The 11,332-nt window shown below is 72.5% G+C and carries 10 protein-coding genes; 3 read left to right on the top strand and 7 right to left on the bottom strand.

Translation table 11 applies throughout. From position 1 onward, the window contains the following. Together VGD85_RS19255 and VGD85_RS19250 are read right to left on the bottom strand one after the other, a co-directional pair. Positions 1-469: MFS transporter (locus VGD85_RS19255; RefSeq protein ID WP_331065045.1), on the bottom strand; the 469-nt coding region annotated here is incomplete at its 3' end. 83 nt (positions 470-552) lie between these two features. Beyond that, positions 553-1,839, bottom strand: coding sequence for a choice-of-anchor P family protein (locus tag VGD85_RS19250; protein ID WP_331065044.1), 1,287 nt, complete (start codon positions 1,837-1,839; stop codon positions 553-555). A 353-nt stretch (positions 1,840-2,192) separates the two neighbouring features. Here VGD85_RS19250 and hutH point away from each other — a divergent pair, with 353 nt between their 5' ends. Continuing rightward, entirely contained in the window at positions 2,193-3,737 is a 1,545-nt protein-coding gene (hutH, locus tag VGD85_RS19245) for a histidine ammonia-lyase (protein ID WP_414690839.1), read from the top strand. 8 nt (positions 3,738-3,745) lie between these two features. On the opposite strand, the gene VGD85_RS19240 is transcribed toward hutH, so the two are convergent. After that, positions 3,746-5,605, bottom strand: a complete 1,860-nt coding sequence (locus VGD85_RS19240; RefSeq protein WP_331065042.1) for a hypothetical protein — start codon at positions 5,603-5,605, stop codon at positions 3,746-3,748. A gap of 189 nt (positions 5,606-5,794) precedes the next feature. On the opposite strand from VGD85_RS19240, the gene hutU reads away from it, so the two are divergent. Together hutU and VGD85_RS19230 are read left to right on the top strand one after the other, a co-directional pair. Further along, positions 5,795-7,471, top strand: coding sequence for a urocanate hydratase (gene hutU, locus VGD85_RS19235; protein WP_331065041.1), 1,677 nt, complete (start codon positions 5,795-5,797; stop codon positions 7,469-7,471). A gap of 127 nt (positions 7,472-7,598) precedes the next feature. Next, positions 7,599-8,609, top strand: coding sequence for a M48 family metallopeptidase (locus VGD85_RS19230; RefSeq protein WP_331065040.1), 1,011 nt, complete (start codon positions 7,599-7,601; stop codon positions 8,607-8,609). Between the two features lie 24 nt (positions 8,610-8,633). Here the strand turns inward: VGD85_RS19230 and VGD85_RS19225 are convergent, their stop codons facing one another. From VGD85_RS19225 to VGD85_RS19210, 4 genes are all read right to left on the bottom strand, one after another. After that, positions 8,634-8,987, bottom strand: a complete 354-nt coding sequence (locus VGD85_RS19225; RefSeq protein ID WP_331065039.1) for a VOC family protein — start codon at positions 8,985-8,987, stop codon at positions 8,634-8,636. A 135-nt stretch (positions 8,988-9,122) separates the two neighbouring features. Continuing rightward, positions 9,123-9,266 (bottom strand): hypothetical protein, encoded by a 144-nt coding sequence (locus VGD85_RS19220; RefSeq protein ID WP_331065038.1) that lies wholly within the window; start codon positions 9,264-9,266, stop codon positions 9,123-9,125. A gap of 88 nt (positions 9,267-9,354) precedes the next feature. Further along, positions 9,355-10,218, bottom strand: coding sequence for a CoA ester lyase (locus VGD85_RS19215; RefSeq protein WP_331065037.1), 864 nt, complete (start codon positions 10,216-10,218; stop codon positions 9,355-9,357). Continuing rightward, positions 10,215-11,306, bottom strand: coding sequence for a CoA ester lyase (locus VGD85_RS19210; RefSeq protein ID WP_331065036.1), 1,092 nt, complete (start codon positions 11,304-11,306; stop codon positions 10,215-10,217). Before VGD85_RS19210 ends, VGD85_RS19215 begins: the two co-directional genes overlap by 4 nt. Between the last annotated feature and the right edge of the window lie 26 nt (positions 11,307-11,332).

Raw genomic sequence — 11,332 nt, 5'->3', positions numbered from 1 at the left:
CGGCGACGCCCACGCCGGCCGGTTGCGCCATCTGCCGCACACCCATCGCCAGACCCCGCCGCAGCGGCGGGAACCAGCCGACGACGACCCGGCCGCTGGCGGCGTTCGTGCTGGCGGCGCCCGCCCCGGCCAGGAACAGGGCGGCGACGAGCCGGCCGGTCCCGTCGGTGAGGGCGCCGGCCGCGCCGGCGACCGTGGTGACCCCGAGGCCGCAGAGCAGCACGAACCGTTCGCCGCGCCGGTCGGTGACCGCGCCCCACGCGACCAGCGTGAGCATCACCCCGAGCGTGGGCGCGGCTGCGACCAGGCCCGCCTCGGTGAGGCTCATCCCCTGGGCGTGCAGCGTGGGGATCAAGAACGCCGGACCGTGCACCATGACGGCCGTGGCCGCCTGCGCGAGCGTGCTCGCGCCGAGCATCGCCCAACGACGCGCGGCGCCGACGTCGTACCGCGAGGCTGCCAGGGTCATGGACCCCAGTCTTGGCCCAGCGGTACGACGGTCGGCGCCGCGTCTTGCAGGGTGAGGTGGAGCGTCGGCTCCTCAGTGGCCCGTCAGGGCCGGATGGTCGTCTTCGCGACGCCGAGGTCGATCACGGCCCCGGTGCCGTCGAGCAGCGTGATCCGCAGGGCCACGACGCTCAGGCCGCCCGGCACCTTGGTGACCACCTTCGGCTCGAGCTTGGCGAGGCCGGGGATCTCGATCACGCCGCTGTCCGGGAAGGACTGCGGCTCGCCGTTGACGGTGATCGTGCCCAGGCTGGTGCCGTCGGTGCTGCGGATCAGCTTGCCGCCGCTGGTCCGGGTGACCTTCGCCCGACCGACGACCGCGTCGACGACCAGCTGGCCGCCGCCGAGGTTGAGCCCCGCGACCGCGCCGCGCTCCCACGCGACGCTCTTGTGGGCGTAGCGCTTGCCCCACTGGCGGCTGGTGACGCCGTTGGCGACGATCTGGCCGCCGAGGTCGACGGTGGCGTCGTCGCGACCCTGGACCTGACCCTTGGTGCCCTGGCAGGGCATCAGCGAGAGCGGGTTGCGGCCGCTGGTGATGGTGCCGTCCAGCGCGTTGACCTCCGTGCCGGCGGAGTAGCCGCCGAAGCGGCCGTACTTGACGCCCGCGAGCGCCTGGGCGGTCGTGCGCGCGACGTACACCTCGCTGCCGGTGGAGGGCCGCAGGTCGATCCGCAGCGCGACCGCGCGGGCGGTCGCACCGGAGCCGGAGACGGTCTTGACGCCCTGGCCGAGGTAGATCGTGCCGAGGCCGGGGACCTCGACCGGCTGCCCGGGCGTGGGGAGGTCCAGCACCTGCGGGTCACCCACGGGCGGGGTGAAGACGATCTTGCCGACGCTGCTCTCGGTCGCGGCGTGGAAGCCCTTGGCGTCGTGCCAGGCGTGCGAGAGCGAGGTGACGCCGCGGATGCTGAGCGAGCCCAGGGGCGAGTCGGCGAGGACCACCTCGGCGGTAGTGCTGCGCGAGTAGGAGTGCAGGGCCCCGTCGACGTTGCGCGTCCACAGCTCGGTCTTGACGCCCGAGACGTTGCCGCTGCCCTGCAGGTCGGCATCGGCGACGACGTTGCCGCGCGTGATGCCGGCCTTGCCCGTGCAGCCGATGACGGTGAACGCGGTCATGCCCGAGCCCGCCGGCACCTGGCCCCCGACGACGCGGGTGCCGTAGGCGTAGCCCTTGAGGGCGATGTCGCTCGAGGCCTTGGCCGCCGTCCGGTCGGACGTGGTCGAGGTGGTCGGCGCGGGGGCGGCGGAGGCCGCACCGAACGCGCCCAGGGACGAGACGATCAGGCCCGCGGCGATCGCGGACGACAAGACGGTACGGCGATGCTTCATGGCAGCTCCCCCACGGGTTCCGGGTGTACGTCCGGGCGTACGAGGGCCACGTGCCCGCCAGCGGGCGGTCGCACCCCCTTGTCTAGACAGATGTGCGGCCGTTGGGTCCTGGCCGGCGTGCTGGGTCACGCTGTCTCCCTCCTGAGTCGGATCGGCCGTCCCCGGGCGTCCGCCCGGTCCGCGTCGTCCCTCGCCGCGATGCCTCCCCGCAGGGCCCAACGGCCGCGGGCCGGGTCCGTTACGTTCAACGGCGCTGTGTGTCTCGTATCTCAGACCCTTGACGGCGCGGGCGGCCTGGTGGGTGCACGTCCCCGGACGCGAGGATGGCGGGCATGAACGGCGAGATGAGTCAGGTGGCCCGTGGTCCGGTCGACGTCGGCGTCGGCCCCGTCTCGTTCGCCGACCTGCGCGCGGTGGCGCGCGACGGCGCCCCGGTCCGCCTGGCGGAGGACGCGCTCGCGGCGATCGCCCGCGCGCGCGAGGTCGTCGACCGGCTCGCGGCGGCGCAGACGCCGACGTACGGCGTCTCGACGGGCTTCGGTGCGCTCGCGACCCGGCACATCCCCGCCGAGATGCGCGCCCAGCTGCAGCGCTCGCTCGTCCGCTCCCACGCCGCCGGCTCCGGCCCGGAGGTCGAGCGCGAGGTCGTCCGCGCGCTGATGCTGCTGCGGCTCTCCACCCTGGCCACCGGCCACACCGGGGTCCGCGTCGAGACCGCCCGGCTGCTGGCGGCGCTCCTCGAGCACGGCATCACCCCGGTGGTCCGCGAGCACGGGTCGCTGGGCTGCTCCGGCGACCTCGCGCCGCTGGCCCACTGCGCCCTGGCGCTGATGGGCGAGGGCGAGGTGCGCGACGCGAGCGGCACGCTGCTGCCCGCCGCGGAGGCGCTGGCCGCCGCCGGGCTCGAACCGGTGCAGCTCGCCGCGAAGGAGGGCCTCGCGCTCATCAACGGCACCGACGGGATGCTCGGCATGCTCGTGCTGGCCATCGAGGACCTCCGGATGCTGTTGCGGACCGCCGACGTGGCGGCCGCCATGTCGGTCGAGGGGCAGCTGGGCACCGACCGGGTGTTCGCCGCCGACCTGCAGGCGATCCGGCCCCATCCCGGCCAGGCGCTCTCCGCGGCGAACCTCACCGCGCTGCTCGCCGACTCCGGTGTGGTGGCCTCCCACCGGGGCCCCGACTGCAACCGCGTGCAGGACGCCTACTCCCTGCGCTGCTCCCCGCAGGTCCACGGCGCGGCTCGCGACACCGTGGAGCACGCGGCGACCGTCGCGACGCGCGAGCTGGCCTCCGCGATCGACAACCCCGTCGTGCTCGACGACCGGGTGGAGAGCAACGGCAACTTCCACGGGGCACCGGTCGCCTACGTGCTGGACTTCCTCGCGATCGTCGCGGCCGACGTGGCCTCGATCAGCGAGCGGCGTACCGACCGCTTCCTCGACAAGGCCCGCAACCACGGGCTCCCGCCGTTCCTCGCCGACGACCCCGGCGTCGACAGCGGCCACATGATCGCGCAGTACACCCAGGCCGCGATCGTCTCGGACCTCAAGCGCCTCGCGGTGCCGGCGTCGGTCGACTCGATCCCGTCCAGCGCGATGCAGGAGGACCACGTCTCGATGGGCTGGTCGGCGGCCCGCAAGCTGCGCCGCGCCGTCGACGGGCTCACCCGCGTCCTCGCGATCGAGGTGCTCACCGCGGCCCGCGCCCTGGACCTGCGGCGGCCGCTCGAGCCCTCGCCGGCCACGGGCGCGGTGATCGCGCTGCTGCGCTCCTCGGGCATCGACGGCCCGGGGCCCGACCGTCACCTCTCGCCCGAGATCGAGGCCGTCGTGGGGTTGGTGGGCTCGGGCGCCGTACTGGCCGCGGCCGAGGAGGTCATCGGCGACCTGCAGTAGGAGGTGCCTCAGCAACCGCCGGGCGCGAGCGTGACCAGGCTGACCGAGTCGGCCCCGAACCTCATCCGGAGGGCCGTGCCGTCGGCCCACGTCCGGGGCTCCGGGGACCTGTGCAGGACGTTCGGAGTGCCGTCGTCCGTCGGCTCGGTCCTGGTGCCCGGGCCCGCCTGCATCCAGTCCTTGGTCACGCAGTGGTCACCGGGGTCGGGGATGTCGAGCGTGGGGCTCCAGTCGGACTTGCCGTAGTTCACGACGTACAGGTGGATGGTTCCCCCGTCCCCGGTCGCGACGGCATCGATGCCGGCGGCGTTGGTCGTGGTGATCTTGTGGACGTCCTCGCCCGCCAGCTCGTGCAGCCAGGACACCAGGTAGCCCTTGGTCGACCGCACCGGCCCGGCGGCGCTCCGCCACCACAGGGTCCCGAAGTTGGAGATGTTGCCGACCTGCACGCCCTTGCGCACCTGCCCGAGCATCAACCGGGCCCGGTAGAGGTCGTCGATGAAGTAGTTGATGGTCTTCTCGGAGTTGAGGACCCCGTACTCCGTCACGGCCAGGTACCGGGCCGGGTGGCCGGCGGTCATGGCCGACCGCAAGGCACCGAGGTGTCGTTCGCGCTCGGTGGCCGCGGTCATCAGTCGGCCGAGCCGGTCCTGGTCGGAGCCGCGGGGACCGATCGAGGAGTAGGAGTGGACCGCCAGGCAGTCGTAGGGCCGGTCCAGCTTCTTCATCCTGGTGACGAAGTCGAGGCTGTTGGCCCAGGACGAGCACACGTCGAGCTGGATGCCGGCGGGCAGCTCGGCCTGGTGGAGCGCCCGGTAGAAGTCGTCGAACCCGGGCTGGTCGACCACGACGTAGTCGGAGGCGAACGCCAAGGTCGCGCCGCGTGGCAGGGACTTGCCGTTCGCGCCGTCGCCGAACACCACCCGGGTCGCGGGACTCCCGTCGGTGGTGAAGACGCGCTCGCCAGCGTGTCGCGGGCCGAGCTGCTGCACCCAGTGCCAGGTGGCCGAGCCCCGGGCGGTGGTGACCCGGATCGCGAGGTTGCGGTTCGCGCGGAACGGGACGAACCGGGGCCGGAACGTCCGGTCCGAGGCGCCCCGCACGACCGCCGGCCTGAGCAGGTCGCACGTCCCCGCGGCGAACAGGCTGAGGCTGTTGCGGTACCCGCCCTTCGCGATGTCGGGTTGGCGCTGGCTCCCCCCGTTGATGTACTGGTCCAGGCGCTTGGCGTCGTCGTCCGAGCGCCAGTAGCGCTGGATGTCCTGATACGGCTCGTTGCCGATCTCCACGGCCAGTCGGTGCTGGTCGTCGGGTAGTCCGGCGGCCACGGCCTCGACGTAGCGGCGGGCCTGCTCGGGCGTGGCGTTCACCATCGGGATCATCAGGTTGGTCCCCGAGCCCACCTGGTCGAGGAACCGCTGGTGCTGCGGCAGGGTGTAGCCGTTGCGCGTCACCCCGTGCTCGTCCTCGTCGATCCCCGAGAACGGCGTGGCCGCGAACCCGCCGCTGGTCTGGCACCCGGTGGGCGTCTCGGACTTCGCCGCGTCGAAGTCCCACATGTTCGCGACCGTGCCGCCGGCGTAGCGGATCCGCTCGATGCCGATGGTGCGCATCAGCTCGGCGATCCCCAGGTCGATCTGCCCCGCCGCCATCCGCCAGGCGCCGTCGGCGTCGTCGAACCAGCGCTGGTTGGCGCCGATCAGTCCCGGGTTGACGGGGCTGATGTCGCCCTGGACCTGAGCCTGGACCGTCAGCGTCGCCCCGGCCCGCTCGGCCGGCGCACTGGCCGTGGCCGACCCGACCGAGACGGCGGAGACGGGGAGTGCGGCAACGAGCAGCGCGCAGAGCGCGGTGAGGAGTCGAGACACCCGGGCCTCCTGGGGAGTGGGACGGAGCAAGGACGACCTACCCTGCGGCGCGCGGCCGCAAACCGTGGGGACGCGCCGGGCCGGACCGCTCGGGAACGGCCCAGCAGGCGACGGGTCGCGTCTCGGATGCGAGACGCGGCCGGTCGGCCGGGTCTGGCGTGGCTCCGGCGTACCTCGTTCACTGGTGCCATGTCCGATCGCACGCAGACGCCGAACCCCCGCCTGCCCATCCGTGCCGCCCACGGGACCGAGCTGACCGCCCGCTCCTGGCAGACCGAGGCGCCGCTGCGGATGCTGATGAACAACCTCGACCCCGACAACGCCGAGCGGCCCGAGGACCTCGTCGTGTACGGCGGCACCGGCCGCGCGGCCCGGTCCTGGGAGGCCTACGACGCGCTGGTGCGCACGCTCACCACGCTCGCCGACGACGAGACGATGCTCGTCCAGTCCGGCAAGCCGGTCGGCGTGATGAAGACCCACGAGTGGGCGCCGCGGGTGCTGATCGCCAACTCCAACCTCGTGGGCGACTGGGCGAACTGGGAGGAGTTCCGCCGGCTCGAGGACTTGGGCCTGACGATGTACGGCCAGATGACCGCCGGGTCGTGGATCTACATCGGGACCCAGGGCATCCTCCAGGGCACGTTCGAGACGTTCGCGGCCGTGGCCGACAAGGTGGCCGGAGGCACGCTGGCGGGCACGATCACGGTGACCGCGGGCCTCGGCGGCATGGGCGGGGCCCAGCCCCTCGCGGTCACGATGAACGACGGCGTGGTGATCTGCATCGAGTGCGACCCGTCGCGGATCGCGCGCCGCATCGAGCACCGCTACCTCGACGTCGAGGCGCCGTCGCTGGAGGAGGCCGTCGCCCTGGCGGTCCAGGCCCGCGACGAGCGCCGGGCGCTGTCGATCGGTGTGCTCGGCAACGCCGCCGAGCTGCTTCCGCGGCTCCTCGAGATGGACGCCCCGATCGACATCGTCACCGACCAGACCTCGGCGCACGACCCGCTCTACTACCTGCCGATCGGGGTGCCGTTCGAGGAGTGGGCGGCGCGGCGCGCGGCCGACCCGGAGGGGCTCACCAAGGAGGCCCGCGCCTCGATGGCGGTGCACGTGCGGGCGATGGTCGAGTTCCAGGACCGCGGCGCCGAGGTGTTCGACTACGGCAACTCGATCCGCGACGAGGCCCGCAAGGGCGGCTACGACCGGGCCTTCGAGTTCCCCGGGTTCGTGCCGGCCTACATCCGACCGCTGTTCTGCGAGGGCAAGGGGCCGTTCCGCTGGGCTGCGTTGTCCGGCGACCCGGCCGACATCGCCGCCACCGACCGGGCGATCCTCGAACTGTTCCCGGAGGACGAGAAGCTCCGGAAGTGGATCACGATGGCCGGCGAGCGGGTGCAGTTCCAGGGGCTGCCCGCCCGGATCTGCTGGCTCGGGTACGGCGAACGCCACCGAGCCGGCCTGAAGTTCAACGAGATGGTCGCCTCCGGTGAGCTGAAGGCCCCGATCGTGATCGGCCGCGACCACCTGGACTGCGGCTCCGTGGCCTCGCCGTACCGCGAGACCGAGGGCATGCTCGACGGCTCGGACGCGATCGCGGACTGGGCCGTGCTCAACGCGCTGGTCAACACCGCGTCCGGCGCGAGCTGGGTCTCCTTCCACCACGGCGGCGGCGTCGGCATCGGCCGGTCGCTGCACGCCGGGCAGGTCTGCGTGGCCGACGGCACCGACCTCGCCGCCCAGAAGATCGAGCGGGTGCTCACCAACGACCCCGGCATGGGCGTGATCCGCCACGTCGACGCCGGGTACGACCGCGCCGCCGAGGTCGCCCACGAGCGGGGCGTGCGCATCCCGATGTCCGAGGGCTGAGGCGTGCAGGAATCCCCGGTGGACCGGGGATTCCTCCGCTTGTCGGGGGTTGCAACAGCCGACAAGCGCATGAAGAGGCCGACAAGTAGCCCTGCCGGGCGGCGCCGACCGTGCCAGAGTGGAGACCGTGACGACTCAGCCGGCTCGGTCCCGTGCCACGCTCACCGACATCAGCTCCCGGGCCTGGGAGCACCCCGCCGACCGCGGCGCGCTGGTCGCGCTGCGCAAGCTCAAGGGCTTCGACACGCTGCTCAAGGCGATCTCGGGGATGTTCAACGAGCGCGCCGTACGCCTGGTGTTCCTCGGCTCCGCCGTGCGTGTCGACGAGCGCCAGTTCGCGCGGCTGCACCGGCTGCTCGGCGAGGTCGGCCGGACGCTGGACGCTGCGGAGCTCCCGGAGATGTACGTCGTGGCCAACCCGGTGCCGGGCGCGCTCACGATCGGGATGAACAAGCCGTTCATCGTGCTCAACTCCGGCCTGGTCGACCTGCTCGACGAGGAGGAGCTGCGGTTCGTCGTCGCCCACGAGCTCGGCCACGCGATGAGCGGGCACGCCGTCTACCAGACGCTCCTGCAGCGACTCATCCAGCTCACCGGCGTGCTCAGCAGCGTGCCGGTCGGCGGTCTCGGCTTCCGGGCGATCATGGCGGCGCTCTACGAGTGGTCGCGCAAGTCCGAGCTCTCCGCCGACCGCGCCGGGCTGCTGGCGACCCAGGATCCGGCGACGGCGTTCCGCGTGCACATGAAGCTCGCCAGCGGCGGCCACCTCGACGACCTCGACCCGACGTCGTTCTTCGCGCAGGGCCAGGAGTACGACGACGCCGACCTGCGCGACTCGGTCCTGAAGATGCTGCTGGTGGAGAACCGCACCCACCCGTTCCTCGTCGTCCGCGCGAGCGAGCTGCGCCGCTGGGTCGACTCCGGGGAGTACACCCGGATCCTGGCCGGGGAGTACCCCCGCCGTCAGGACGACGACCAGGCGACGGTCACCGACGCGGCCAAGGCCGCGGCGCGCAGCTACACCGAGACGTTCCGGCAGAGCCAGGACGCCGTCGGCAAGCTGGTCCACGACGTCGCGGGCGTGCTCGGCAGCGTGAAGCTCTGGCTCGACGAGCAGATGCGCCGCGGAGAGGACTGAGCCCGCCGGCTGGCCCGGAGCGGATCAGGCGGGCTGCCAGAGCTCGACCCGGTTGCCCTCGGGGTCGGTCACCCACCCGAACCTCCCGACGCCGTCGAGCTCCTCGGTGTGCTCGTCGACGTCGGCGCCGTAGGCGCGCAGCTGAGCGAGCATCGCGTCGAGGTCGCGGACCCGCAGGTTCAGCATCGTCTGCTGCGACGGCGAGCCGAAGTACTCGGTCTCGCGCTCGAACGTCGCGAACACCGCCGGCCCGGGTTCCTGACGCCAGGACCCGTGCTCGTCGACGTCGAGGCCCAGGCAGTCGCGGTACCACCGGGCCAGGGCGGCGGGATCGCCGGCCCGCAGGAAGTAGCCACCCACACCCAGCACGCGCTCCATGGAGCCATGGTGCCAGGCCGCGGCGTGCGGCGGACCTGCTGCGGACCGGCTGCGGACCGGCAGCGGACGCGGCGAGGCCCCGGGGACGACCCCGGGGCCTCGCAGGCGTCGGTCGGTGTCTGCTGGTGGACGCTCCTAGTAGACCCTGCGACGGGTGCCGCCGATCGGCACGAGGTTCAAGATCAGGCCCACCGCGAGCAGGATCAGTCCGATCGTGGTCAGCAGCGGGATGCTGGCCACCAGGCCGATGATCAGCAGGATCAAGCCCAGAACAATCATTGTCGTTTCCTCCCTGTGAGTACCCCCGAACGGCAGTACCCCAGGGTGTGAACGCCGCAAACCCTCCGGTCCGGCTCGTGCCCGCCGATCAGCCCAGGTCGCGGATCGCCCGGTGGATGTCGAGCACCCGGCGCGCGGACTCCACGTGCAGGTTCTCGACCATCCGGCCGTTGTAGGTGACGACCCCGCTGCCCCGTCCGTCCTCCCACGCCTGGATCAGCCCCTCCGCGTCGGCGACCGCCTGCTCGCTCGGCGCGAACGCCGCGTTGGCGCCCTCGACCTGGCCGGGGTGGATCAGCGTCTTGCCGTCGAAGCCCATCTCGCGGCCCTGCTGGCACTCGGCGAGGAAGCCCTCGGTGTTCTTCACGTCGTTGTAGACGCCGTCGAGGATGGCGATGCCCGCGGCGCGGGCGGCGAGCAGCGCGGTGTGCAGGCTGGGCAGGATCGGCGCCCGGCCGGGCACGTGCTCGGCGTACAGCTCCTTGACGAGGTCGTTGGTGCCCAGCACGAACGTGCTGAGGCGCTCGGAGGCCCGCGCGATCGCGAGGGCGTCGAGGATCGCAACCGGCGTCTCGATCATCGCCCACAGCGTGGTGTGGTCGGGGGCGCCGTGCCGCTCGAGCGCGTCGACCAGCTGGGCGACCTCCGCGGCGCTGTTGACCTTGGGCACCACGACGGCGTGCGGGCCGGCCTGCGCGGCGGCCGCCAGGTCGGCGTCGTGCCACTCGGTGCCGATGCCGTTGACGCGGATCGTGAGCGTGCGCCGGCCGTAGTCGCCGCTCGCGGCGGCGGCACAGGCCGCCTCGCGGGCGGCCGGCTTGGCGTCCGGCGCGACGGCGTCCTCGAGGTCGAGGATCAGCCCGTCGCACGGGATCGTCTTGGCCTTCTCGAGGGCCCGCTCGTTGGAGCTGGGCATGTAGAGGACGCTGCGCAGCGGAGTGAACTCGGTCATGCGGTGGGCACCTCGATCTCGTCGTACTGCTTCTTCAGCTCCGGGTCGATGGCGGCGAGCTGCTCGGCGAGCTCGACCATCACCAGGCACTGCTTGAGGGAGGCGTCGTCCTCCATCTTCCCGTCGAGCATCACCGCGCCGGTGCCGTCGCCCATCGCGGCGACCACGCGGCGGGCGTGGGCCACGTCCTCGACGCTGGGGCTGAAGACCTTGTTGGCGATCGCGATCTGCTTGGGGTGCAGGCTCCAGGTGCCGACGCAGCCGAGCAGGAAGGCGTTGCGGAACTGGTCCTCGCACGCGACCACGTCGGCGATGTCGCCGAACGGGCCGTAGTAGGGGTAGATGCCGTGCATCGCGCAGGCGTCGACCATGCGGGAGATCGTGTAGTGCCACAGGTCCTGCTGGTACGTCGCGCGCTTGGCGTCGACGTCCGCGACCCCGACGTCGTTCGTCGGCGGGTCCTGGCGCACGAGGTAGCCGGGGTGGCCGCCGCCGACCCGCGTGGTCTTCATCCGGCGGTCCGCGGCCAGGTCGGCCGGGCCCAGGCTCAGGCCCTGCATGCGGGGGCTCGCGCCGCAGATCTCCTCGACGTTCGCCACGCCGCGAGCGGTCTCGAGGATCGCGTGCACGAGGATCGGGCGGTCCAGCCCGGCCTTGGCCTCCAGCTGGGCCAGGATCCGGTCGACGTAGTGGATGTCCTCGGCGCCCTGCACCTTCGGGACCATGATCACGTCGAGCTTGTGGCCGATCGCCGGCACCAGCGTGGTGAGGTCGTCGAGCACCCAGGGGCTGTCGAGCGCGTTGATCCGGGTCCACAGCTGGGTGGGCCCGAAGTCGGTGTCCTGGGCGATCTTCACCAGGCCCTCGCGCGCGGCCTCCTTGTTGTCGGCCTTGATCGCATCCTCGAGGTTGCCGAGCAGCACGTCGACGGTGCCCACCAGGTCGGGGACCTTGGCGGCCATCTTGGGGTTGCTCGGGTCGAAGAAGTGGATCGCCCGGCTCGGGCGGGCCGGGATCTCGGTCAGGGGCGTCGGGGCCCCCACCGCGAGGGGTCGGAAGAAGTCCTTGGCGCTGCGGGATCCGGTCATGGGCCGGAAGGTAGCAGCGCCTCGCT

The sequence above is a fragment of the Nocardioides sp. genome (assembly GCF_036401255.1).
GTDB lineage: Bacteria > Actinomycetota > Actinomycetes > Propionibacteriales > Nocardioidaceae > Nocardioides.
The sequence above is the reverse complement of the archived record's forward strand: the minus strand, read 5'-3'. Positions and strand labels throughout refer to the sequence as shown.

Excerpts from the sequence above, each read along its gene's own strand:
- VGD85_RS19220 (WP_331065038.1), bottom strand. The coding sequence starts at position 9,266 with ATGATTGTTCTGGGCTTGATCCTGCTGATCATCGGCCTGGTGGCCAGC.
- VGD85_RS19250 (WP_331065044.1), bottom strand. The coding sequence starts at position 1,839 with ATGAAGCATCGCCGTACCGTCTTGTCGTCCGCGATCGCCGCGGGCCTG.
- VGD85_RS19210 (WP_331065036.1), bottom strand. The coding sequence starts at position 11,306 with ATGACCGGATCCCGCAGCGCCAAGGACTTCTTCCGACCCCTCGCGGTG.
- VGD85_RS19215 (WP_331065037.1), bottom strand. The coding sequence starts at position 10,218 with ATGACCGAGTTCACTCCGCTGCGCAGCGTCCTCTACATGCCCAGCTCC.
- VGD85_RS19225 (WP_331065039.1), bottom strand. The coding sequence starts at position 8,987 with ATGGAGCGCGTGCTGGGTGTGGGTGGCTACTTCCTGCGGGCCGGCGAT.
- hutU (WP_331065041.1), top strand. The coding sequence starts at position 5,795 with ATGTCCGATCGCACGCAGACGCCGAACCCCCGCCTGCCCATCCGTGCC.